The sequence below is a fragment of the Mesorhizobium sp. M0410 genome (assembly GCF_040321435.1).
Lineage (GTDB): Bacteria > Pseudomonadota > Alphaproteobacteria > Rhizobiales > Rhizobiaceae > Mesorhizobium.
The window spans coordinates 14,611-38,501 of the sequence record NZ_JAMYRN010000034.1 but is presented as its reverse complement, the minus strand read 5'-3'; the positions used below and the strand labels follow the sequence as shown (position 1 = coordinate 38,501).

Sequence of the window (23,891 nt, the reverse complement as noted above, 5' to 3'; positions counted from 1 at the left end):
CACGGCATCAACACCTCCCGGCAAAAACCGAAAAGTGTTACCTATGTGTCCGGTACAAATCGTCACCTATGTCTCGGGCCGCTCACAGGTCCATTCCGGACAGGTTCACTCGCCAGTCGCACAGGATTTCCAACACATGACAGCGATGAGCGCGGCGGCGCTGCTGATCCTTGTCCTGACTTATGCCGGCGTTGCTGTCGGCAGGGTACCCGGGCTGCGCCTCGACCGGGCAGGGATAGCACTGCTCGGCGGCGCGGCGATGATCGCCATCGGCGCGCTCGACATGGAAGACGCCTACCGCGCCATCAGCTTCGACACCATCACGCTTCTGCTCGGCATGATGATCGTCGTGGCGCATCTGAAAGTGTCCGGCGCCTTCCGCGCGCTCGGCGGGTTCGCCATCGAGCATGCGCATGCGCCGTTCATGCTGCTGGTGATGGTGACGCTGTTGACCGGCGTCCTGTCGGCATTCCTCGTCAACGACGCTATCTGCCTGGTCATGGCGCCGATCGTCGTCCATGTCACCCGCGTCATCAACCGCAACCCGGTTCCCTACCTGATCGCCACGGCGACCGCATCCAATTGCGGCAGTGTCGCGACCATCACCGGCAATCCGCAGAACATGGTCATCGGCGCCCTGTCGGGGATTTCCTATCCGGCCTTCTCGGCGGCGCTTGCGCCGGTGGCCCTGTTCGGCCTCGTCGCCGTCATCGTCATCATTCGCATCGTCTACCATGCCGAATTTTCGCGCAAGGCCGAGCTCAGCCCCGAAGTCTACCGAGGCCGCATGCTGCCGGGACAGGTGCTGAAGGCGGTGGTCGTCTGTATCGGTTTGGCCATCGCCTTCTTTGCCGGCGTTCCGGTTGCCAAGGCGGCGCTGATCGGCGGCGCGATTCTGTTGCTGACCCGCGCCATCAAACCTGAGCGCATCTATCGCGAGATCGATGGGCCGCTGCTGTTCATGTTCGCCGGGCTGTTCATCGTCGTCGCCGGAGCCGAGAAGACGCTGCTTACGCCCGACATCGTCGCTTCGGCAAAGGACCTAGGGCTGAATGATGTGTGGCGGCTGTCCGGCTTCACCGCGGTGCTGTCCAACATCATGAGCAATGTCCCGGCCGTGCTGGCGCTGAAGCCGTTCGTGCCCGGACTGGAAAATCCCGAGCGGGCCTGGCTGGTCGTCGCCATGAGCTCGACGCTGGCCGGCAATTTCACGTTGCTCGGCTCGGTCGCCAATCTGATCGTTGCCGAGCACGCGCGGGTCTCCGGCAAACCGCTGGGCTTCATCGCCTTCTTCAAGGTCGGCCTGCCGTTGACGCTGGTCACCCTTCTTGCCGGGACGGCATGGCTGGCGGCCTAGAAGCGCGTCGCATTCGACCGACCTCATGCGGCGCGCACTAGGCTCTTTTTCATCATGTCGTTATCGCAAAACCGCTGCACACTTTTGCGCGGCATGCATTAGCCGGTCAGGGCGATGTCACCGTCAGATGGCCTTTCATGTTGGGATGGAAGCGGCAGAAATAATCGACCGATTCCGCCTTCTTCACCGTCAGGCTCGCCGCCTTCTTCGGCGGGATCATCACTTCCCAGGCGCCGTTGACGGTTGCCGTGTGGGCGAACACGTCCTTGTTTACCCACCTGATCGTGTCGCCGACCTTCGCCTCGATCTTCGCCGGCGAAAACACAAGCTTCTCGATCGTCACCTCGATGGTTTCGGCCTTGGCCGGCGCGGCACCCATGGCCAATGCCAGAGCAACCCACAGATGCCGCCGCGACATCATTGGCTCGATCCTCACTTCAGCATGCCGGCGACGTGTTCGGCGTGCTGTTCGTGGCCCTGGAATATTTTCAGGCCGGTTTCCAGCAGGCTCTTCAGCTCGGCATTGCTGGCGGACGGGATCAGCAGAGTTTCGAGCGCGCCATTGACCTGCTTGTGGTAGGCCACCTCGCTGGCGACATAGGCCTTGTCGAACGCTGCGCCCTTGAGCTTGGCAAGCTTGGCACGTTCCTCGGCCGCCGCCTTGGTCAGCGCTTTGCTGGTCGGATTATCCTCAGGCGTGACCTTGAGCTTCTTGACCAGGTGGAGAGCCTGTTTGTTGACCGCCTCGTGATCTCGCACCATGTCCTTGGCGAAATCCACGACTTCCTTGTTCTTGGATTTCTTCAGCGCCTGCTTGGCCGCCTCGACGTCAAGCACGCCCGCTGTGTAGGCGATATGTGCGATCTGCGGGTCGGTCGGTTTGTCGGCAGCTTGCGACGAGGGCGCCGCGCCAAGCAGGAAAATTGCGGCCAGTGCCGTGGTCGATCGAATAAACATGATGCTCTCCTTCGCCCCGACGCGGAACTGCATCGGGCTTCGTTTTCAGTGATGCTCATTGGATGCAGGTCACGGGAAAACGTTCCCGCGAAAATCGCCGCGGCCTATCCGGAAAGACCAAGCCGCTGCATCACGGCATTGGTCAGCCGTTCGCAGCGCCGGCCCGCGAACGGAAAGGCGTCGAGCAGCACCGGGCCGATCTGGTCGTCCAGCGCCTTGCGCACCAGCGCGCGGGCGCGGTGCAGCCGCGTCTTGATGGTTTCTGGTCGCACGCCAAGCAGTTCGGCGGTCTCCTCGATGCTCAATCCCTTGATGACGCGCGCCACGAACACCATCCGGTAGACATCGGGAAGACTGTCGGTTGCCCGTTCGACAAGCTCAAGGATCTGCCGTTGCGCCATCGTCCGCTCCGGATCGTCGCTCGGGTTGAGGGGAAACCGGATGATTTCGGCTTGCGGGTTTTCAGGCATCGCTACCATTCGCCGCCTTTTGCGCAAGCGGCCGAGGGCTTCGTTGATGACGATACGCGACAGCCATGTGGCGAGCGAGGCATCGCCGCGAAAGGACTCGAGATGGGCAAAGGCGCTGACATACGCCTCCTGGACGATGTCCTCGGCCTCGCTGTCGTTCCGCACAACGCCGCGGGCGATGCGGTAGAGCCTTTGGTTGTGCGTCTTGATGATGGTGCGGAATGCATCGCCATCACGTGCCAGCGCGCGGCCGACAAGCTGCATATCGCCGGAAGCGGCGGGCGTCGCCGTCAACGCAGCAGGCATGGCCGATCTCCTGATAGGCTTCTCATCGGACATTGGATGCATCGGCCGACAAAAGGTTCCCGACCGATTCCGCCGGCCAGCCTCGATCCGTTTCAAGCGCCAGCAGAGGCTATTCTACCGCCTTCACCACACTGCCGCCCCTGTTTTGTAGAGTCGACCGATCGGTCGCCGTGATATCGCTCAGGATCGCAATTTTTCCAGGCTGTTACGCCGATTTTCTGACTCAGTCTGGAAAGGTGCTGGCTCAGGCATCAGCGGCCGCCGCCAGCCCGCGCGCCAGGTCGGCCTTCAAATCCTCGACATCCTCGAGCCCGATCTGCAGGCGCACCAGCGGCCCGTCATACGGGCCCTTGGCGATTGTGCGGTCGCCAAGGAATACCGGCACGGCAAGGCTCTCATAGCCGCCCCAGGAATAGCCGAGACCGAAAAACTTCAACGCGTCGAGGAAGGCGTGCTGCTGCTTCTGTCCGCCGCCCGCGAGAACGATCGAGAAGATGCCGCTCGATCCGCAAAAATCGCGCTTCCACATAGCGTGGTCGGGATGACTGGGCAGCCCCGGATGCAGCACCTGCGCTACGCCGGGCTGACCCTCCAACCAGCCGGCGAGGGAAAGCGCGCTCTTTTGATGATGCTCCAGCCGCACGCCCATCGTGCGCAGGCCGCGCAGCACCTGGTAGACGTCGTCCGGTCCGGCGCAGCAGCCCATCGTGTTGAACGTCTCGCAAAGCTGATTCCAGCAAGCTGCATTGGCCGACACCGTGCCGAGCAGCACGTCGGAATGGCCGGCCGGGTATTTCGTCGCCGCGTGGATGGAGATGTCGACGCCGTGGTCGAGCGGGCGGAAGTAGAGCGGCGTCGCCCAGGTGTTGTCCATCATGACGATGGCGCCGGCGGCATGTGCTGCCTTGGCGATGGCCGGTATGTCCTGCACCTCGAAAGTGTTGGAGGCCGGCGATTCGGTGAACACCACCTTCGTGTTGGGCTTGATCAGCGCCGCGATGCCGGCGCCGATGCGCGGTTCGTAATACTCGACCTCGATGCCCAGCCGCTTCAGCATCGTGTCGGCGAAGTTGCGGGTCGGATGATAAACGGAATCGACGATCAGCAGATGATCGCCGGCCGACAGGAAGGCGAGCAGCGGCAGCGTCACCGCCGCCAGGCCGGACGGTACCGCGACCGTGCCTGCCGAACCTTCCAGCGCATCGATCGCGCTGTTCAGCGCATCGGTGGTCGGCGTGCCGCGCGTGCCGTAGGTGTATCTCTGGCTGCGTGAAGCCATCGCCGCCGCATTGGGATAGAGCACGGTCGAGGCATGCACCACCGGCGGATTGACGAAGCCGAAATAGTCATGCGGGTTGTTGCCGGAATGGGCGAGCCGCGTGTTGACGCCCATCTCGCTGCCGTCTTTTGCCATTGCTTTTCGTCCCATGGGTTGGTCGTTAGCCATAGTGCGGCGGCATTGGCCGCGCAACCGCACCGCCCTCGCCAGGCCAAGGTCTTGAATATGCCAATTCAGCAATGCGCCGTAGATCCTCTGAACGGCTGCCAGGTGCGCTTGGCAAGTCACGGTCGGACTTTGCCGGCTTAATTGGCGCGCTGACCAATTTGCGAGCGCGTTTGTCTGCAATTCAGGCATTTCAGGCGGTTGGTTTTCAAAGTCTTTCGGATTTGGTCATTTCCCTTGACCTCACAGGAATAATCGCCTTCGATGTTGTTCGTGAATGGGAGGCAGCGCGTCGGTTACGATGCGCGATTCCGGTGATGGGCCGGGATTACATAGCTGCGTTCACACGGGAAAAAGTCAGGTTCGCCTGGAAAAAACAGAAAAGGGTCTGTGGGTCATGAAACACATTGCAATCGGCGTTTTGGGCGCCGCCGCGTTTGGATTCGCGGCTTCGGCTGCGTCGGCGAGCACGCTCGACGACGTCAAGGCGAAAGGCTTCATCCAGTGCGGCACCAATACGGGTCTTGCTGGCTTCGCGGCGCCTGACGACAAGGGTGAATGGAAAGGCATCGATGTGGATTTCTGCCGCGCCGTGGCGGCCGCCGTCTTCGGCGATGGCAGCAAAGTCAAGTTCACGCCGCTCAGTGCCAAGGAGCGGTTCACCGCGCTGCAGTCGGGCGAGGTCGACATCCTGTCGCGCAACACCACCTGGACCATCAACCGCGACACGGCGCTTGGCCTGAACTTCGTCGGCGTCACCTATTATGACGGTCAGGGCTTCATGATCAACGCCAAGAAGCTTCCGGGCGTGAATTCGGCACTGCAGCTTTCGGGCGCGGCGGTGTGTGTGCAGAGCGGCACCACGACCGAGCTCAACCTTGCCGACTATTTCAAGTCGAACAAGATGGAGTACAACCCCGTCGTCTTCGAAAAGCTGGATGAGGTTAACGCCGCCTATGACGCCGGCCGCTGCGACGTCTACACCACCGACCAGTCGGGTCTCTACGGCATTCGCCTGACGCTCAGCTCGCCGGCCGACCACGTCGTGCTGCCCGAGATCATCTCCAAGGAACCGCTTGGGCCGGCCGTGCGCCAGGGCGACGACCAGTGGTACCACATCGTCAAGTGGACCTATTTCGCGCTGCTCAACGCCGAGGAACTGGGCATCACCCAGGCCAATGTTGACGAGATGAAGAACTCGGACAATCCCGAGATCAAGCGCGTGCTCGGCCAGGAAGCCGACACCAAGATCGGCACCGATCTCGGCGTCTCCAATGACTGGGTCGTCAACATCGTCAAAGCCGTCGGCAATTACGGCGAGATGTTCGAACGCAATGTCGGCTCCGGCAGCCCGCTGAAGATCGCCCGCGGCATCAACGCGCTGTGGACCAAGGGTGGCCTGCAGTACGCTCCGCCGATCCGCTGATCGAAAATGGATCCGGAAGGCAGATCGTCTGCCTTCCGGTCTCTCTTTCCAGGGGACTGTCGAATGGCATCGCAGGAAGTTCTTCGCGAGGAGCCAAGCCGCGGTTCCTTCATCAATGATCCGCGCGTCCGCGGCATATTCTTTCAAGCGCTGGTCCTCGTCCTGCTGGTAGCGGGTGTCTGGTGGGTTACCCACAACGTCATCGCCAATTTGACGCGGCTGCACATCGCTTCCGGCTTCGGCTTTCTCAAGGGCCGCGCCGGTTTCGACATCAGCGAAAGCGCCATCGCTTATTCATCGGATTCGACCTATTTCCGTGCCATCCTGGTCGGCTTTATCAACACCGTGATCGTGGCCGTCGTCGGCATCATCACCGCCACCATCATCGGTTTCATCGTCGGCATCGGCCGGCTGTCGCATAACTGGCTGATCAGGAAGATCTGCACCGTTTATGTCGAGGTGTTCCGCAACATCCCCCCGCTGCTGGTCATCTTCTTCTGGTATTCCGGCGTGCTCGCCGTGCTGCCGCCGCCGCGCGAGAGCATCAATCTGCCGTTCGGCTCCTTCCTCAACCAGCGCGGCTTCTATTTTCCCCGCGCAATATTGGGCGAGGGCTCCTGGCTGATCCTGGTCGCACTGCTCCTCGGCATCGCCATGGCCTGGTTCGTGGCCCGCAAGGCGCGGCAGCGGCAGATGGCGACGGGACAGCCATTCCCGGTGTTCTGGACATCCATAGCGTTGATTGTCGGCCTGCCGCTGCTGGCCTACGCGCTGAGCGGCTTTCCGCTGAGCTTCGAATTTCCAAAGCAGTCGACCTTCAATCTCGTCGGTGGTTTTCAGGTCAGGCCCGAGTTCCTGTCCCTCTATCTGGCGTTGTCCTGCTATACGGCCGCCTTTATCGCCGAAATCGTGCGCGCCGGCATCAGGGGCGTCAGCGCAGGCCAGACCGAGGCGGCCGCGGCACTCGGGCTGCGCTCGGGATCGATCCTCAGGCTTGTCGTCGTGCCGCAGGCGATGCGCATCGTTATTCCGCCGCTGACTAGCCAGTATCTCAACCTGACCAAGAATTCCTCGCTCGCCATCGCCATCGGCTATCCGGACCTGACAGCGACTGCCGGCACGGTCTTGAACCAGACCGGGCAGGCGGTTGAAGGCGTGGTGATCATGATGGCTGTCTATCTCGCGCTCAGCCTGATCACGTCGGCGATTATGAACGTCGTGAACGCCAGGATGGCGCTGGTGGAGAGGTAGGGACATGCAGGAACACGACATGTCCTGGGTGCGGACGGAGATGGCGCTGGCCCAACCGGCGCCATCGAGCGAGCGTGGCCTCACCGCCTGGGTCCGCAAGAATCTGATCGCATCGACCGGCGACGCCATCCTGACCATCATCGGCATCGTGCTGGTTGCCATGATCCTGCCGCAGATCGTCAATTGGGCTTTCATCAACGCCCAGTGGACGGGACCGGACCGCACGGTCTGCGCCACCGTGGCGCAGGGCGGCATCCAGCCGGACGGCTGGACCGGGGCCTGCTGGGCCTTCGTCAACGCCAAGTTCGGCCAGTTCATGTTCGGCCGCTATCCTCTGGAAGGGCGTTGGCGCCCGATCCTGGTGGCCATCCTGTTCGTGGCGCTGCTGGTGCCGCTGCTCATTCCGCGCGTACCGCGCAAGGGGCTGAACGCCATTCTTCTCTTTTTCGTACTGCCGGTCGTCGCCTTCGTTCTGCTGGTCGGCGGCATGTTCGGCCTGCCCTATGTCGAAACCCCGCTCTGGGGTGGACTGCTGGTGACACTCAGCCTGTCCTTCGTCGGCATAGCCGTGTCGCTGCCGGTCGGCATCGTGCTGGCGCTCGGCCGGCGCTCGAACATGCCGATCGTCAAGCTGCTGTGCGTGATCTTCATCGAGACGGTACGCGGCATCCCGCTGATTACGGTGCTGTTCTTTGCCAGCGTGATGCTGCCGCTGTTCCTGCCGGCCGGCGTCAGCTTCGACAAGTTCCTGCGCGCGCTGATCGGCGTGTCGCTGTTTGCCGCCGCCTACATGGCCGAAGTGGTGCGCGGCGGCCTGCAGGCGATCCCCAAAGGCCAGTATGAGGGCGCCGATTCGCTCGGCCTCAGCTACTGGCAGAAGATAGGTCTGGTCGTCATGCCGCAGGCGCTGAAGCTGGTCATTCCCGGCATCGTCAACACCTTCATCGGCATGTTCAAGGACACCAGCCTGGTCATCGTCATCTCGATGTTCGACCTCCTCGGCATCGTCAAGCAGAACTTCTCCGACGCCAGTTGGGCGACGCCGCAGACGGCCAGATCCGGCCTGGTGTTCGCGGCTTTCATCTTCTGGCTGTTCTGCTTCGGCATGTCGCGCTATTCAATGTACACGGAACGCCGTCTCGACACCGGCCACAAACGCTAAAAAGGGGACCTTGTCATGGCCATAGAAAACGCCGTCAGCGCGGAAGAGATCAAGGTCAATGCCGCCAAGATGCACATTTCCACCACCGATGTCGCCATCGACATCATCGCCATGCACAAATGGTACGGCGAATTCCATGTGCTGAAGGACATCAATCTAAAGGTGATGCGCGGCGAGCGGATCGTCATCTGCGGCCCGTCGGGTTCCGGCAAATCGACGATGATCCGCTGCATCAACCGGCTGGAGGAACACCAGAAGGGCAAAATCATCGTCGACGGCAAGGAACTGACCAACGATCTGAAGAAGATCGACGAGGTGCGCCGCGAGGTTGGCATGGTGTTCCAGCACTTCAACCTGTTCCCGCATCTGACCATTCTGGAGAATTGCACGCTGGCGCCGATCTGGGTGCGCAAGATGCCGCGCAAACAGGCCGAGGAAATCGCCATGCATTTCCTCAAGCGCGTCAAGATCCCGGAACAGGCCAACAAATATCCCGGCCAGCTTTCCGGCGGCCAGCAACAGCGCGTGGCGATCGCCCGCTCGCTGTGCATGAACCCGCGGATCATGCTGTTCGACGAGCCGACCTCGGCTCTCGATCCGGAAATGATCAAGGAAGTGCTGGAGACGATGGTCGGGCTGGCGGAGGAAGGCATGACCATGCTCTGCGTCACCCACGAGATGGGCTTTGCGCGCAAAGTCGCCAACCGGGTGATCTTCATGGACCAAGGCCAGATCGTCGAGCAGAACACGCCGGCCGAGTTCTTCGACCACCCGCGCCACGAGCGCACGAAACTGTTCCTGTCGCAGATCCTGCATTGATCCTGTACGCCGGGTTCGGGACAAGAGCGGCGGATCAAGCCTCTCTGTCTCGCTCGGCTCCGAGCATATTCGACGAGCGCTGACCTTGCGTTGCGCGAGAAGATAGCAAGCGTGCTTCAGGTCGTTCGAGTGGTCACGTTGCAACCTGGTAACTAAGGCCGGCGCGGATCATAAGCGCGCTGGCTGCGTTCATTGCCATTGGGAGTTGTATAGCGAGCCGCGTGGGCGCGTGCGGCGGCAGGTCACGGGTTCATCCTGATGCTCATCCAACCGATCGATTATTTCCTCGTCGTCTGGTTCGCGCTGGCGCTGGCTTCGACGCTTTATGTCGGCTTCGACCAATATCGCAACAATCCCGAGCCGGTGGTGATGAAATGGGGCTTCATTCTGGTCACCCTCTATATGGGTCCGCTCGGCTTGCTGCTCTACGTGCTCGCCGACAAGGAGCCCCGGCCCGGCGAGCATGAACTCTTCACCCGGCCGCTCTGGAAGCAGGGCGTCGGCTCCACCATCCACTGCGTCGCCGGCGATGCCACCGGCATCATTCTTGCCGCCGCCGTCACGGCGGCGCTCGGCCTGCCGATGTGGATCGACCTGATTGTCGAATATCTGGCCGGCTTTGCCTTCGGCCTGTTCATCTTCCAATCGCTGTTCATGAAATCGATGATGGGCGGCACCTATTGGGAGAACGTGCGCAAGAGCTTCCTGCCCGAGTTCATCTCCATGAACTTCATGATGGCCGGCATGGCACCGGTCATGAGCTTCCTGATGATGGGCCGCGACATGCGCGCGATGGAACCGACGGAGCTGTTGTTCTGGGGCGTGATGTCGATCGGCGTCATCGCCGGCTTTGCGCTTGCCTACCCGGCCAATGTCTGGCTGGTCGCCCGGGGGCTGAAGCATGGGCTGATGACGCAGCGCGCGCAGGCAGCCGGCATCGATGGCCGGGAGCAGCCTGCCACGAGGCAACATGCGCAGATGCAAATGCAGCAGGCCGACGCCAGCGGCCATCGCGGGCAGCGCCACGATATGGCTTCCCACAAAGGCAAAGGCGGCGGCCATCACATGGAGACAGATGCCACGACGCCGCAGGTCGCTGCCCTAGGTGCCGTCTCCCTGCTGGCGCTCGGCATCGGCATGATCGCGCCGGCGAACTGGCTGAACCTGACGCTGTCGGCACGCGACGTCGGCGGGGTGATCATGCCGCGAGGCATGATCATGGATCGCGACACGCCGGCCGACGCAATGCGCGACATGGCCGCCACCGATCCGCGCCTCGTGGCCGCCTCTTATGGTCTGTCGACAAGGGGTGACCAGGACCTGCCGTTTCGAGTTGAGAAAGGCGTCAAGGTATTCGAGCTCAGGCCTTCAGTGGTCCGCTGGCAGATCCTGCCGGACGTTGCGGTCGACGCCTATGCCTATAACGGCCAGATTCCTGGTCCGCGAATTCACGTTCGCCAGGGCGATCGGGTCAGGATCAACGTCACCAACGGCCTGCCTGAGGAAACGACCATCCATTGGCACGGGATGATCTTGCCGAACCAGATGGATGGACCGGCCGAGATCACGCAGGCGCCGATCGAGCCCGGGCAATCCTATTCATACGAATTCACCGCAACCCAGCACGGAACCTATTTCTATCACCCACATGCCAAGCCGGACCGAACCCAGGCGCTCGGCCTCTACGGTGCGCTGATCATCGATCCCGCCAATCCCGCCGACGAGGTCGCGGCCGACCAGGATTACGTCATCGAGCTTCAGGAATGGCTGGTGCGAGAAGGGCTGACCTACCCGTCGATGCCGATGGACGGCGGCATGCCGAATTTCTTCACCATCAACGGCAAGGCCTATCCCTCGACCGAGACGATCCCGATGAAGGTTGGCGAGACGCTCAAGGTGCGGCTCATCGGCACCAACAACGGCTTCATCCATCCGATGCATATCCATGGCGGACCGTTCGAGGTCGTTGCCCGCGACGGCGAAACGATCCCTGCCCCCGGTCGTTTCCTTGCCGATACGGTCAATGTCGGGCCGGGTCAGCGCTACGACGTGATCTGGAAGGCGCAGCGTCCGGGCAAATGGCTGATCCATTGCCACATCCCGCATCACACCACGAACAACAATGTCGAGGAGAAGGGCGGCGGCGGGCTGATGGTCGTCATCGATGTCACCTGACCGTAGCCGTCTAAAAGGGACCTTCAGTGCTCGTGGCCGTGGTTTTCGTCATGCACGTCTCGTGAGGGTGAGGATGGTCGTTCTCTCCACGTTCGGTTGAAAACCGCACATTCGCCGTAGCCAAGGCCGGCATATGCTGGGACAGTTCGTCCTTCAGCGCCGCCGCGATGTTATTCGCTTCCGACAGCGGCAGGGTTTCGTCTGCGGCAATTGCGATGTCGGCGTGCAATCTATGACCGATCCAGCGCGCCTTGGCATCGACAATGCGTGCGCCCGGAACGTGCTCGGCGGCATGTCGGATTTCATCCATCACACCGGGTTCGATTCCATCCAGCACGCGGGTCAGCACCGAGCGGGCCGATTGCCAGACGATACCGAAGATCGCAATCGTGATCAGCAGGCCGACAATCGGGTCGGCCAAGGAAAAGCCAAGCCAGACGCCGGTGGCTCCGATGACCACGGCAAGGCTGGTAAGTCCGTCGGTGCGGGCGTGATAGCCGTCGGCAATCAGTGCCGCGCTGTTGATTTCGCGGCCGACGCGGATACGGAACACGGCAACCGCCTCGTTGCCGAGGAAGCCGACAATGCCCGCCGCCGCCAGCCAGCCCAGGTGCGTCACCGCTTGTGGATTGATCAGCCTGTCGATGGCTTGGTAGGCGGCGACTACAGCGCTGAACAGGATGATGAGCACGATGATGATGCCGGCCAGATCCTCGACCCGGCCCAAGCCATAGGTGAAGGTCCGCGACGGCTTGCGCCGCGCCAGCACGAACGCAATCCATAGCGGGATCGCCGTGGTCGCATCGCCGATGTTATGGATCGTATCGGCCAGCAATGCCACGCTCCCCGACAGCACAACCACGACCATCTGCAATGCTGCGGTGATCGCCAGGATCACGAACGACCATTTGATTGCCCAGATGCCCCGATCGGTGGTGGCAATTGTCGCATCGATGACGCCATGGCTGTGGCCGTGCGGACCGTGATCGCCGTGATGATGTGCGGCGTGCGAGCCGAACCCGAGCCATTCCAGAATGCGGGCTACGATGGCATTCATAGATATTTCGCCAGCTGCTTGAGTTCCGCCAGCGAGTTGCCGCCGGTTTCGACGCTGTCCGTCAGGCAATGCTCGATGTGATCATTGATCAGCTCGCGCTTGGCGCTGCTGATGGCCCGTTCGACGGCATGAAGCTGCTGCGCCAGATCAACGCAAGGGCGATGCGCCTCGATCATCGCCAGCACCGCCGCGAGGTGGCCTTGCGCGCGCTTCAGGCGCTTTATGATAGAAGGATGCGAAGCGTGGAGGTGATCTGACATGCCTCTGCATATCCTCCCCGGGAGGATACGCGTCAAGCGCTAAGTCAGCTGTGCAATTTCCGGAGAGGCTTCACCTTGAACATTGCTTGGCCTATGCCTTCCCCATGAAGAAGCTTGCTCGTTTTCTCGACCTGCTGGTCGTTGCAGCAGTCCTTGCGGTGGCGCTGGGCACGCTGCTGCCGCGCCCGCTCTGGCCGGCGGCCGCTGCCGATCCGATCGGCGCAAGCCACCGCATCGTGGTGCTGAAAAATCCGATCCACACCGACATCGCCATCCCGGTCGACGACGATGTGCGCCGGCGCTTCCACTTCCTGGTCGATGCCGGCATTCCGGCCGACATGGCGGAGGTCCGCTACATCGTCTTCGGCTGGGGCGGCCGCGCCTTCTATCTCGAGACGCCGACCTGGTCGGAACTGAAGGCAGTGCCGGTGATGAAGGCGCTGACCGTCGATGCCTCGGTGATGCATGTCGACATTTCAGGCGAAATCGCCGAGCCGCATCCCGACGTCGCCGGCTTCGACGTAAGTGAGGAACGCTTTGCGGCGCTGCTCGATTTCATTGCAGCGAGTTTTCAGCAGGGACCGAACGGGGCCATGCCGATCGAGGATGCGGCCTACTCCCGTTTCGATCGTTTCTTCGAAGCCAATGGCCATTTCAACGCGCTGGTCGGCTGCAACACCTGGGCGGCGGCGGCACTGCGCACCGCCGGCCTGCGCACCGGCTGGTGGAACCCGCTGCCGGCCTCGCTTAGCCTGTCGATGCGGCTTTACAATTGACAAGGCTCCGATGACTTAGGACCGCCGAGCGTCCGCCCGCCAGCCATAGAGCCAGTCCAGATCAGCGGCGAGTTTTTCGGGTGAGCGCATCGCCAGGAACAGGTTGCGGGCCATCGCCACCGGCCCGGCCGCATGCCAGGCGAGGCGGTTGAGGGCGCCGCGGCGGGCGACCTGGGATACGCGCGGCCGCCGCGCCTGTTCCCAGGCGACAAGCGCGCTGCTGAGGTCGGCAGGCGAGCTGGCAACGAAACCGGCAAGGGTTACCGTGTCTTCGATCGCCATCGCCGCTCCCTGTGCGGCAAACGGCGTCATCGCATGCGCCGCATCGCCAATCAGCGCTATGCCCTCCGGCGTCGTCCACCGCCGCTGCTCGACGGTATGGATCGGCCATGCCGTCCATGGCGCGGCCTCGCTCGCCAGACGGACCAGCGCCGGCGCGGTACCGCGCATGGCGTTGGCGAGGATGGCGGGGTCGGCATGCCCCGACCAGTTCTCGGCGATGCGCTCGCCCTTGGTGAAGGCCGCGAGGTTGAAGACCGCGCCACGGCTGACCGGATAGGCGACCATATGGAAGCCTGGATAGAGGAATGCGGTAACGCAATCGGGCGCTCCGATCACCCTGAAGGCTTGTCCGGCGAGGCTGTCCGCGGCCACCGTTGCGCGCCAGGCAAGCTCGCCCGAGAAGCGGCTTCTCCGGAAATCGGCCGCCTTGCGGGCGAGCGTTTCTCGCACCGACGACCAGACGCCATCGGCTCCGACCAGCAACGATCCTTCGGCTTCGATGGTCGTGCCGGCAATCTCGACTGTTGCGGTGATGCCATTCGGTCCGGTTGCGACGCCGCCGACGCGGGCACCAGTGACAAGCTCGACCTCGGAGCGCTCGGCTATCCGCGCCATCAGCGCTGACTGCAGGTCGGCGCGGTGGGCGACGAGATAGGGTGCTCCCCAGCGCGTTTCAGCCGCCTGGCCAAGCGGTACGCGCGCCAGCTCGCGCAGCGTGACGGCATCCTTCAGCACGACCGCCTCCGGCCGCACCGCCGTCGGCAGCAGCCGATCGAGTAGGCCGAATTGTCGAAGGATGCATGTCGCGTTGGGTGAAAGCTGGATGCCGGCACCGGCAGCCTCGAGGTGCTGCGCCTGTTCGAACAGTTTTGTCCGATAGCCGCGCTCGGCGAAGGCCAGTGCCACGGTCAGTCCGGCGACGCCCGCCCCGGCGATGACCACCTGCCGGGACTGCGTTTCTCGCATCAGGCTTGTCGCGGAAGAATCAGGCGGCCTGGTCGATATAGAGGCAGCCCGGCGGCTGCGTTTCCAATGCCTTCAGCTTGGGCGAATAGCGATAGAGCGTCGAGCAATAGGGGCAGACTTTTTCATTGTCGTCGCCCATATCGAGAAATACATGCGGGTGGTCGAAAGGCGGATTGGCGCCGGTGCACATGAATTCCTTGACGCCGATGTCGATTGCCGGATAGCCCGCATCGTTCTGGAAATGGGGAATGGAACCGCCTGCCATCGTCGTCTCCTGATCTTGTCGATTGCATCTGGATCATAACCCATCTCTTTGCAAGATCGATGAAATGAAACTGTCGCAAAAGCCTGTCAGAGGATAAGTTAAGCCGGTTAAGGCTGTGGTCGTCGAACGGTGTGGGAAGAGCGGAAACCATGAACGAACTGAAGCCGGTGCAGAGCGAATTCATCACCGTCGAGGCGGCGAGCCGCGAAGGCGGCAACCCCGACCGCTTCGTCAACCGCGAGTTTTCCTGGCTGCAATTCAACCGGCGCGTGCTCGAAGAATCGCTGAACGCCAATCATCCGCTGCTCGAGCGCGTTCGCTTCCTGTCGATATCGGCAGCCAATCTCGACGAGTTCTTCATGGTCCGCGTCGCCGGTCTTGCCGGCCAGGTGCGCGAGGGCATCGTGCTGAAGAGCCCGGATGGGCGCACTCCCGAGCAGCAGCTCGAACAATTGCTGCGCGAGGTCGAGCGCCTGCAGGAGGACCAGCAGAACAGCCTTTCGGCGCTGATGCTGCTGCTCGACAAACAAGGCATCGAAAGCATCACCCGCGATGCGCTGACCAAGGACGAGAAGACCTGGCTCGAGGACCATTTCCAGGAGCAGGTATTTCCGGTCCTGACCCCGCTGTCGATCGACCCGGCGCATCCGTTCCCGTTCATTCCCAACCTCGGTTTCTCGATGGCGCTGCAATTGCGCCACCGCAAGAACGGCGAGGAAATGAGCGCGCTTTTGCGCCTGCCGGTGGCGCTGAGGCGCTTCATCCGTTTGCCGGATCGCAAGCATCATGTCCGCTTCATTCCACTCGAAGAGGCGGTCAGTCTCTATATCGGCAAGCTGTTTCCCGGCTATGAGGTCAAGGGCTCCGGCACGTTCCGCATCATCCGCGACAGCGATATCGAGGTCGAGGAAGAATCAGAGGATCTGGTGCGGCTGTTCGAGACGGCGCTGAAGCGGCGACGCCGCGGCTCGGTCATCCGCATCGAGTTCGACAGGTCGATGCCGGCCGAATTGCGCGATTTCGTCGCCGGCGAGCTCGGCGTCTCGGCCAGCCGGATCAGCGTGCTCACCGGTCCGCTGGCGCTCAGCCAGATCTCGGAGATCGTCGCCGTCGCCCGCGACGATCTGAAGTTCACGCCTTACAATCCGCGCTTTCCCGAGCGCATCCGCGAGCATGGCGGCGACTGTTTTGCCGCGATCCGCGAGAAGGATATCATCGTCCACCACCCTTACGAATCCTTCGACGTGGTGGTGCAGTTTCTGCGCCAGGCAATGGCCGACCCGGAAGTGGTGGCGATCAAGCAGACGCTCTACCGCACCTCCAACGACAGCCCGATCGTACGGGCTTTGGTCGATGCGGCGGAAGCCGGCAAGTCGGTGACGGCGCTGGTCGAGCTCAAGGCGCGCTTCGACGAGGAGGCCAACATCCGCTGGGCGCGCGACCTCGAGCGCGCCGGCGTCCAGGTCGTCTTTGGCTTTCTCGAACTGAAGACCCACGCAAAGATGTCGCTGGTCGTGCGGCGCGAGGACGGCAGGCTGCGCAATTACGTGCATCTCGGCACCGGCAACTACCACCCGGTCACCGCCCGCATCTACACCGATCTGTCCTTCTTCACCACGGACCCGACAATCGCGCGCGATGTCGCCCAGTTGTTCAACTTCATCACCGGCTATGCCGAGCCGGCCGAGCAGATGCGGCTGGCCATCTCGCCGTTCACGCTGCGCGACCGCATCCTCCAGCACATTTCGGATGAGATCAGCCACGCGCTGGAGGGCAGACCGGCCCGCATCTGGATGAAGATGAACGCCTTGGTCGACCCGATCGTCATCGATGCCCTCTACGATGCCAGCCGCGCCGGCGTCGAGATCGATCTCGTCGTGCGCGGCATCTGCTGCCTGAGACCGCAGGTGCCCGGCCTATCGGAGAACATCAGGGTGAAGTCGATCGTCGGCCGCTTCCTCGAGCACAGCCGCATCTATTGCTTCGGCAACGGCCACGGCCTGCCCTCGGACGGGGCGATCGTCTATATCTCCTCGGCCGATTTGATGCCGCGGAATCTCGATCGCCGCGTCGAGACCATGGTGCCGATCACCAATCCAACTGTGCATGAGCAGGTGCTCGGCCAGATCATGCTCGGCAACATCATGGACAACCAGCAAAGTTTCGACGTATTGGCTGATGGAACCTCCCGGCGCGTCGTGCTGGAAGAGGGCGAGGAACCGTTCAACGCGCAGGAATATTTCATGACCAATCCGAGCCTGTCCGGACGGGGCGATGCGTTGAAGTCGCATGCGCCCAAGCGCATCGCGCAGTTCAAACGCCGCAAGAAACAGAACGCAGCGACGGGCTGATGATTTCAGCGTCCCAGGGCCGGCTCCAGGACCGCCGACCGCTGTCCATCATCGATATCGGGTCGAACTCGATCCGTCTTGTGATCTATGAGGGGCTGGCGCGCTCGCCGACCTTGCTGTTCAACGAAAAGATGCTGGCGGGCCTCGGCCGCGGCATCGTTTCGACCGGAAAGCTCGATCCCGAGGCGGTGACTCGTTCGATGGAAGAGTTCCGCCGCTTCCGCGCGCTCTCCGACCAGGCCGGCGCCGAGCGCATGTATGTGCTGGCGACCGCCGCCGCTCGTGAGGCGGTCAACGGCCCCGACTTCATCCACCGCGCCGAGGATGTGCTCAGGACCGAGATCCAGGTGCTGAGCGGCCGCGAGGAAGCTCATTATTCAGCACTCGGCGTCATCTCCGGTTTCCATCCGGCCAACGGCATCGCCGGCGACCTTGGTGGCGGCAGCCTCGAACTGATCGATATCGACGGTGTGACGATCGGTGACGGCATCACGCTGCCGTTGGGCGGCTTGCGCCTGCAGGACATGGCGAAGAACTCGCTGGCCCAGGCGGCAAGGATCACGCGCGAGCAACTGGCGCGGGCGAAATTGCTGAAGGGCGGGCAGGGCAGGGCCTTCTACACAGTCGGCGGCACCTGGCGAAACCTGGCCCGGCTGCACATGGAAATGACCAACTACCCGCTCGGCGTCATGCACCACTACGAGATCGGCATCGAAAGCGCCGCGAACTTCCTCCGGCAGGCCGCCAAAGCCGAGATCGACAAGATCAAAGGCATCGAGGGCATCTCCAAGAACCGCCGCTCGCTGCTGCCCTATGGCGCCATCGTGCTGCAGGAGATCATGGCGGCGATGCAGCCGTCGAAGATCATCGTGTCGGCGCTGGGCGTGCGCGAGGGCTTTCTCTATTCGCTGCTCGACAAGGCCGAGCAGAAGGCCGATCCGCTGATCTCGGCTGCGGAAGAGCTTGCCCGCCTGCGCTCGCGCTCGGTCGACCACGCGCATGAGCTTGTCGAATGGACCGGCAAGGCATTCGCCGCCTTCGGCATCGACGAGACCAGGGATGAGGCGCGCTACCGCCACGCCGCCTGCCTGCTCGCCGATATCGGCTGGCGTGCCCATCCCGAATATCGCGGCAAGCAATCGCTCAACATCATCGCTCACGCCTCGTTTATTGGCGTCGACCATCCCGGCCGCGCCTTCCTGGCGCTTGTCAGCCTGTTTCGCCACGAGGGCGTGTTCAATGAAGCCGCTCCGGAAATCCGCGGGCTGGCGACACCGCGCTATCTCGAGCGCGCCCGCGTGCTGGCCGCGCTGCTGCGCGTCGTCTATTTGCTGAGCGCGGCAATGCCCGGCGTCATGCCGCGACTGAAATGGGAAAACCGCGGCAATGGCGTACTGGCGCTGGTGCTGCCGGCAGCGCTGGCCGATCTTTACGGCGAGCGGCCGGCCGGCCGGCTGGCACAGCTGGCAAGGGTCACCAACCGCCGGCTGGTGCTGGCGGTCGAGGGCGGGCCTGGCATGTCTGTCAAATAGACGCCCGCGCTGTCGCGTCGCGACCGTTGAGGAAAGAAGGAAAACGCCGTGAAATCCAGGCAGGTTCTGCAGCTGTTGGTTGCCGGGATCTTCGTCCTCTTCGCTGGCCCGTCAATGTGAGCCGTCTCGCAAAGTTCGTTTTTCTGAACACCGAATAAACCGGGCGGCAGCTTAGGCGCTCGCTGCAACCAGCCGCCCGTCGGCCGACCAGGCGCCCGCACCAGCCATTGCCAGCGCCAGGAAACCGCCTGCTATGGCGATGTCCTTCATCAGCATCTGTGAATGCATGAAGGTCAGCGTCGGATCGTCGCCGCCCTGGCCATAATGACCGAGGAAGCCCGCCGCGATGCAGAAGGCAGCGAGCAGCAGCGCCACGACCGGCGTCTTGAAGCCGACGAGGATGAGCAGCCCGGCGATCAACTCGAACAGGCCTGTCGCCCAAGCCACCAGCGTCGGCAGCGGCAGGCCGAGGCCGGCGAAATAGCCTGATGTGCCCGCGATGTCGGCAAGCGCATGGAAGCCGGACGGCACGAACAGCGCGGCGAGCAGCAGCCGGGAAAGCAAGAGCAGCGCATTGCGAGGCATGGTCTCCTCCGATATCGGCGACCGATCCTAGCAGAGTTCCAGCCAGCGGATATGAACCGACAACGAAAAAGGGGCGCGGAAAATTCCGCGCCCCTTTGTTCAGGAACGCTGGACTGCTTCAGCCGCGCTTGGCGTCGATCGAATACGCGCCTGGGCCCGAGGAGGCGAGCACGAGGAAGCCGCCGGCAATGCCGAGGTTCTTCATGAAATTGATCATCTGCATTTGATCGGCCCAGCCGGTGTGGGCGACCAGCGCGGTGGCGACGGTGAAGATCGCCATTACCCAGCCGACGATCCTGGTCTGGAAGCCGACGAGGATGGCCAGGCCGCCAAGCAGTTCGATAAGGCCGACGACAATGGCGGTCACCATCGGCAGCGGCAGGCCAAGGCTGCCGAAATAGCCGGCGGTGCCGGCAATCGCCGTCAGCTTGCCGAAACCGGAAAGCAGGAAGATGACAGAAAGCAGGATGCGGCCGAGCAGGATCGTGCCCGAGGCGCCGGCGGCGGTGCCGGAACCGGCAAACGAAGTGTTGGTGGACGTATTGGTGGACATGCGTAACTCTCCAGAAGGGTTTGGCCAAACGGCTTGGGATACCCGCCTAGTTAGCGCAGGTCGACTGTTCACCAAAGACGTCAGATTGGTTACGGATTGTTCACCCAGGTAACGTTTTCGCGATGAACATGGATGTTGTGATCCAGGCATATCAACACCCTAGGCGGCGTGGACAAATTTTAGCCGGTATCTGGCGGTGGCGGTATGGACCGTTGATCGGCAGCAATCCTTTCAGAATTCGCCATTCCGCCTCTGTCAGATCGCCTCTGCTCAAGTCCGCCTCCAAAAGCAGCCTTGAATCAATACAGTGAGACGTCGTCAATAGCCGCTGCGCAAGGCTTGGCAGTGCGTGTCGACCTTACGACAGCAGGCGGCCGGAGATGAGTTGCTGGATCAAACGTGCGTCGTGCTCAGGGCCGGGCGATTGGTACCACTCTTTATCCCCGCTGACCCATGCATCAGTCACACGAATACCATTCGGCGAACCCTCGAGACGGACGCCATAGATGCAGGCTCCTGTCCACGAACGATGAAAATAGAGCCAGCCATTCTCAAAAAATATGAACCACTTATCGTCCATATCCCGCGGAACGTGCCCAAGCCTGATCTTCTCGCCTTCGGCGTCCGAATACAGCAATGCAAGATCTATCCGATCTTGCTGCGCTGGGAGGGGGAGCGTTTTCCAAGAGGAGCGTGTGGCTGCTTGCATGCCTCATCTAACCAAAGCCATGAAAATCACACAACGAGCGATTTGCAGGCCGCTCAAATTTGTCCACGCCGCCTAGCCCGGATGCGTCATGTCCTCCGGCCGCACCAGCCGCTCATAGTCGGCTTCGCTGACCAGCCCGGTGGCCAGCGCTTCCTCGCGCAGCGTGGTGCCGTTCTTATGTGCCGCTTTGGCGATCTTGGCGGCGTTGTCGTAGCCGATCGTCGGCGCAAGCGCCGTCACCAGCATCAGCGAACGGTCGAGCGCCGCCTTGATGTTGTCTTCGCGGGCCTCGATGCCGACGACGCAATTGTCGGTGAAGGACACCGAAGCGTCGGCCAGCAGTTGTACCGATTGCAGGAAACAATAGGCCATCAGCGGATTGTAGACGTTGAGCTCGAAATGGCCCTGACTGCCGGCGAAGCTGATCGCCGCATTGTTGCCGAACACCTGCACGCAAACCTGTGTCATCGCCTCGCATTGGGTCGGATTGACCTTGCCAGGCATGATCGACGAGCCCGGTTCGTTTTCCGGCAGCGACAATTCGCCGAGGCCCGAACGCGGGCCGGAGCCGAGCAGGCGGATGTCGTTGGCAATCTTGAACAGCGCCGCCGCGCAGGCATTGATGGCGCCGTGCGAGAACACCATGGAATCATGGGCGGCCAGGGCCTCGAACTTGTTCGGCGCGGTGACGAAATCGATGCCGGTGATCGCGGCGATGCGCGCCGCCACCTTTTCGGCAAAACCGACCGGCGCGTTGAGGCCGGTGCCGACCGCGGTGCCGCCTTGCGCCAATTCCTGCAGGCCGGGAAGGGTCATTTCGATGCGCTTGATCGACGAGGCGACCTGCGCCGCATAGCCGGAGAATTCCTGGCCGAGCGTCAGCGGCGTCGCATCCTGCGTGTGGGTGCGGCCGATCTTGACGATGTGGGCGAAAGCCCTGGTTTTGGCGTCGAGTGCCGCATGCAAATGCCTTAGCGCCGGCAGCAGGTCGTGAATGATGCGCTCTGCGCAGGCGATGTGCATGGCCGTCGGATAGGTGTCGTTCGACGACTGGCTCATGTTGACGTGGTCATTGGGATGCACCGGCTTCTTCGACCCCATGACGCCGCCCAAAAGCTCGATCGCGCGGTTGGAAATCACCTCATTGGCGTTCATGTTGGACTGGGTGCCTGAGCCGGTTTGCCAGACGACCAGCGGGAAATGGTCGTTCAGCTTGCCGTCGATGACCTCCTGGGAGGCCTCGATAATGGCCTTGCCGATCGCCGGATCGAGCCGCTTCAGCTCCATATTGGCTTCGGCGGCCGCCCGCTTGACGATGCCCAGCGCCCGCACGATCGAGGCCGGCTGCTTCTCCCAGCCGATCTTGAAATTGGCCAGCGAACGCTGCGCCTGCGCGCCCCAATAGCGGTCCGCGGCGACCTCGATGGGACCGAACGTGTCGGTTTCGGTTCTGGTCTCTGGCGCGCTCACGCAGTCTCTCCGGTTTGCAATTTGCAAACGGCGTATCGCGTTGCACAAACGCCTTCAAGCGGAGATTGCGGGCGATGGAGATGCAAATCGGTTGAAGCCGCGCCTTTTCCTTCTCCCATAAGCGAGGAGGAGGGCGCGCTCCTCACCCCGCCGTATACCCGCCGTCGATGGCAAAGATACCGCCGCTGGTCCACGCCGCCTCGTCGCTGGCGAGATAGACCGCGATGCCGGCAAGGTCGCTGGTCCGGCCGATGCGGCCGAGCGGATAGCTGCGCTCGACATAGGCCTTGAGCTCGGCTTGCGCGGCTTCCGGCAGGTTTTCGATCGACCTGCGCCGCATCGCTGTGTCGACCGTGCCGGGCGCGATGGCGTTGACCCTTATGCCGCGCGGCCCGAGCTCGAAGGCGAGCGATTTGGTCAGCGAATTGAGCGCGCCCTTCGACAGCGAATAGAGGCTGGACGGCCGCTTCGGGATCATCTTGTGCGCAAAATAGGACGAGATGTTGATCACGGAAGCCCTGCCTTGCGCGAGATGCGGCAACAGCCGTTGGGTGAGGAAGAATACGGCCGTGACGTTGAGCGCGAACGATTGCTGGAACTGGTCCTCGCTGACGGTCTCGAACGGCACCAGGAATGCCACGCCGGCGTTGTTGACGAGGATATCGAGAGGTGGGCCGCGCCTGGCATGCTCGACCACGGCGTCGATGCCGGCGCTGGCCGACAGGTCGGCCGACAGCGTTTCGACATTATTCCCGAGCTGCTCGCGGGCGACGTCGAGTTTTTTGCCGTCGCGGCCGACGATCAGCACGCCAGCGCCTTCGCGCGAGAAAGCCTCGGCGATTGCCAGCCCGATCCCCTCCGAACCGCCGGTGACCAGTGCCCGTTTGCCGCCTAGTCTCATCCAACACTCCGCGCTTTGCCGTCTTGTCTGGTAAGGAGAGCAGCGCCGTTGCCGATTGTGGTCAAGCCTCCGGCTTATCCTACAATATGAACTTTCGGCTGATGCGCCTGGCTATTCGGCAGCGGCTGCACCGCGCCGAACAGCCAGCCGGGTAGCGACAAAATCCTTGACCTGATGAATGGCCTGTTCACGCGTAACGCTGCCGGGCTGCAGGCCAAGCCTCACCCACAGCCCGTCGATCAGGGCGGTGACGCCGAAAGCGATCTCATCAGCATCGCGCGCCGGCGCCAGACCGCGCAGGCCGGACAGCAGGTTGGAGCGCATGCGCGCATGGATCACCTTCTGGATGCGGGCAAGCTTTTCGTCGCGCGGCACCTCCGCGCAAAGCGAAAGCCAAGCGTGGCAGAGGGACGGCTGGAAGAGATGCGGCTCGAAATTGCCTTCGATGATGGCATCTATCCGTTGCATTGGCGTACGCGCCTGCCTCAACCGCTCCACCACCGCATGACGCAGCACCAGGTTCGATTCGCGCATGGCATGCTCGAAAAGCTCCCGCTTGCTGTTGAAATAGTGCAGCACGATGCCCTTCGACGCGCCGGCCTGTGCCGCCACTTTTTCTATGGTGGCGCCAGCTATGCCTTCGCGCTGAAGCACGGCAAAGGCGGCTTGCCGCAGCTCCTTGCGGCGTATGTCGCTGAGACGCTTGAGTTTCACGGGCCGGGATCCATGCATCGAAAACCGACGTTGACATTTTTGTCCGCCGAGATCAATGATTGACCGTTGGGACAATTTAAAAACCGAATGGTCAACGTCGTTG

The 23,891-nt window shown here is 62.4% G+C and carries 22 protein-coding genes and 1 pseudogene; 9 read left to right on the top strand and 14 right to left on the bottom strand.

Annotated elements, in window-relative coordinates; genetic code table 11:
- Window positions 1-136: 136 nt before the first annotated feature.
- On the top strand, window positions 137-1,357 hold the full coding sequence (locus NKI63_RS28755; RefSeq protein ID WP_352753272.1) for an anion transporter: 1,221 nt from the start codon (window positions 137-139) through the stop codon (window positions 1,355-1,357).
- 106 nt (window positions 1,358-1,463) lie between these two features.
- Here the strand turns inward: NKI63_RS28755 and NKI63_RS28750 are convergent, their stop codons facing one another.
- The 4 genes from NKI63_RS28750 to NKI63_RS28735 all read right to left on the bottom strand — a co-directional run bounded on the left by NKI63_RS28750 (window position 1,464) and on the right by NKI63_RS28735 (window position 4,504).
- Window positions 1,464-1,775, bottom strand: coding sequence for a cupredoxin domain-containing protein (locus tag NKI63_RS28750; RefSeq protein ID WP_352508883.1), 312 nt, complete (start codon window positions 1,773-1,775; stop codon window positions 1,464-1,466).
- Between the two features lie 14 nt (window positions 1,776-1,789).
- Complete coding sequence (locus tag NKI63_RS28745; protein WP_352753271.1) at window positions 1,790-2,314, bottom strand: DUF4142 domain-containing protein; 525 nt, start codon at window positions 2,312-2,314, stop codon at window positions 1,790-1,792.
- Between the two features lie 104 nt (window positions 2,315-2,418).
- A complete protein-coding gene (locus tag NKI63_RS28740) occupies window positions 2,419-3,090 on the bottom strand; it encodes an RNA polymerase sigma factor (RefSeq protein ID WP_352753270.1) in 672 nt (223 codons plus the stop codon).
- Between the two features lie 244 nt (window positions 3,091-3,334).
- Window positions 3,335-4,504 (bottom strand): cystathionine beta-lyase, encoded by a 1,170-nt coding sequence (locus NKI63_RS28735; protein WP_352756566.1) that lies wholly within the window; start codon window positions 4,502-4,504, stop codon window positions 3,335-3,337.
- 427 nt (window positions 4,505-4,931) lie between these two features.
- Here NKI63_RS28735 and NKI63_RS28730 point away from each other — a divergent pair, with 427 nt between their 5' ends.
- The 5 genes from NKI63_RS28730 (at window position 4,932) to NKI63_RS28710 (ending at window position 11,367) form a co-directional block, all read left to right on the top strand.
- The gene (locus tag NKI63_RS28730; RefSeq protein WP_352649730.1) at window positions 4,932-5,960 is read left to right on the top strand and encodes an amino acid ABC transporter substrate-binding protein; all 1,029 of its coding nucleotides are present in this window, start codon (window positions 4,932-4,934) and stop codon (window positions 5,958-5,960) included.
- 63 nt (window positions 5,961-6,023) lie between these two features.
- Window positions 6,024-7,211: an amino acid ABC transporter permease gene (locus NKI63_RS28725; RefSeq protein ID WP_352753267.1), complete on the top strand. Its 1,188-nt coding sequence runs from the start codon at window positions 6,024-6,026 to the stop codon at window positions 7,209-7,211.
- A gap of 4 nt (window positions 7,212-7,215) precedes the next feature.
- On the top strand, window positions 7,216-8,373 hold the full coding sequence (locus NKI63_RS28720; RefSeq protein WP_352824008.1) for an amino acid ABC transporter permease: 1,158 nt from the start codon (window positions 7,216-7,218) through the stop codon (window positions 8,371-8,373).
- A gap of 69 nt (window positions 8,374-8,442) precedes the next feature.
- Entirely contained in the window at window positions 8,443-9,192 is a 750-nt protein-coding gene (locus tag NKI63_RS28715) for an amino acid ABC transporter ATP-binding protein (protein ID WP_031212005.1), read from the top strand.
- 258 nt (window positions 9,193-9,450) lie between these two features.
- The gene (locus NKI63_RS28710) at window positions 9,451-11,367 is read left to right on the top strand and encodes a multicopper oxidase domain-containing protein (protein ID WP_352740304.1); all 1,917 of its coding nucleotides are present in this window, start codon (window positions 9,451-9,453) and stop codon (window positions 11,365-11,367) included.
- 94 nt (window positions 11,368-11,461) lie between these two features.
- Here NKI63_RS28710 and NKI63_RS28705 read toward each other — a convergent pair.
- Window positions 11,462-12,415: pseudogene (locus NKI63_RS28705) on the bottom strand (cation diffusion facilitator family transporter); the annotation flags it as partial.
- 5 nt (window positions 12,416-12,420) lie between these two features.
- Window positions 12,421-12,684, bottom strand: coding sequence for a metal-sensing transcriptional repressor (locus tag NKI63_RS28700; protein WP_023719742.1), 264 nt, complete (start codon window positions 12,682-12,684; stop codon window positions 12,421-12,423).
- A gap of 104 nt (window positions 12,685-12,788) precedes the next feature.
- Between NKI63_RS28700 and NKI63_RS28695 the strand changes: the two genes are divergently transcribed.
- Window positions 12,789-13,460, top strand: coding sequence for a TIGR02117 family protein (locus NKI63_RS28695; RefSeq protein WP_352508875.1), 672 nt, complete (start codon window positions 12,789-12,791; stop codon window positions 13,458-13,460).
- A gap of 15 nt (window positions 13,461-13,475) precedes the next feature.
- On the opposite strand, the gene NKI63_RS28690 is transcribed toward NKI63_RS28695, so the two are convergent.
- Both NKI63_RS28690 and NKI63_RS28685 read right to left on the bottom strand, forming a co-directional pair.
- Complete coding sequence (locus NKI63_RS28690) at window positions 13,476-14,708, bottom strand: FAD-dependent monooxygenase (protein WP_352508874.1); 1,233 nt, start codon at window positions 14,706-14,708, stop codon at window positions 13,476-13,478.
- A gap of 19 nt (window positions 14,709-14,727) precedes the next feature.
- Window positions 14,728-14,973: a zinc-finger domain-containing protein gene (locus NKI63_RS28685; RefSeq protein WP_254820632.1), complete on the bottom strand. Its 246-nt coding sequence runs from the start codon at window positions 14,971-14,973 to the stop codon at window positions 14,728-14,730.
- A 149-nt stretch (window positions 14,974-15,122) separates the two neighbouring features.
- Between NKI63_RS28685 and NKI63_RS28680 the strand changes: the two genes are divergently transcribed.
- A complete protein-coding gene (locus tag NKI63_RS28680) occupies window positions 15,123-17,324 on the top strand; it encodes an RNA degradosome polyphosphate kinase (RefSeq protein WP_254820633.1) in 2,202 nt (733 codons plus the stop codon).
- Entirely contained in the window at window positions 17,324-18,856 is a 1,533-nt protein-coding gene (gene ppx, locus NKI63_RS28675; RefSeq protein ID WP_352508873.1) for an exopolyphosphatase, read from the top strand. The genes NKI63_RS28680 and ppx overlap by 1 nt, the downstream gene beginning before the upstream one ends.
- Window positions 18,857-19,027: 171 nt before the next feature.
- Here the strand turns inward: ppx and NKI63_RS28670 are convergent, their stop codons facing one another.
- The 6 genes from NKI63_RS28670 to betI form a co-directional block, all read right to left on the bottom strand.
- Window positions 19,028-19,441: a DoxX family protein gene (locus tag NKI63_RS28670; RefSeq protein WP_352508872.1), complete on the bottom strand. Its 414-nt coding sequence runs from the start codon at window positions 19,439-19,441 to the stop codon at window positions 19,028-19,030.
- A gap of 118 nt (window positions 19,442-19,559) precedes the next feature.
- Window positions 19,560-19,994 (bottom strand): DoxX family protein, encoded by a 435-nt coding sequence (locus tag NKI63_RS28665; RefSeq protein ID WP_352472646.1) that lies wholly within the window; start codon window positions 19,992-19,994, stop codon window positions 19,560-19,562.
- Between the two features lie 358 nt (window positions 19,995-20,352).
- Window positions 20,353-20,703, bottom strand: a complete 351-nt coding sequence (locus tag NKI63_RS28660) for a hypothetical protein (RefSeq protein ID WP_352508871.1) — start codon at window positions 20,701-20,703, stop codon at window positions 20,353-20,355.
- A gap of 72 nt (window positions 20,704-20,775) precedes the next feature.
- Window positions 20,776-22,173 carry a class II fumarate hydratase gene (fumC, locus tag NKI63_RS28655; protein WP_352479297.1) on the bottom strand — a complete coding sequence of 466 codons (1,398 nt, stop codon included), beginning with the start codon at window positions 22,171-22,173 and terminating at the stop codon, window positions 20,776-20,778.
- A 142-nt stretch (window positions 22,174-22,315) separates the two neighbouring features.
- Window positions 22,316-23,074, bottom strand: a complete 759-nt coding sequence (locus NKI63_RS28650) for an SDR family NAD(P)-dependent oxidoreductase (protein WP_352508870.1) — start codon at window positions 23,072-23,074, stop codon at window positions 22,316-22,318.
- Between the two features lie 111 nt (window positions 23,075-23,185).
- Complete coding sequence (gene betI / locus NKI63_RS28645) at window positions 23,186-23,788, bottom strand: choline-binding transcriptional repressor BetI (RefSeq protein ID WP_352508869.1); 603 nt, start codon at window positions 23,786-23,788, stop codon at window positions 23,186-23,188.
- Window positions 23,789-23,891 lie beyond the last annotated feature (103 nt).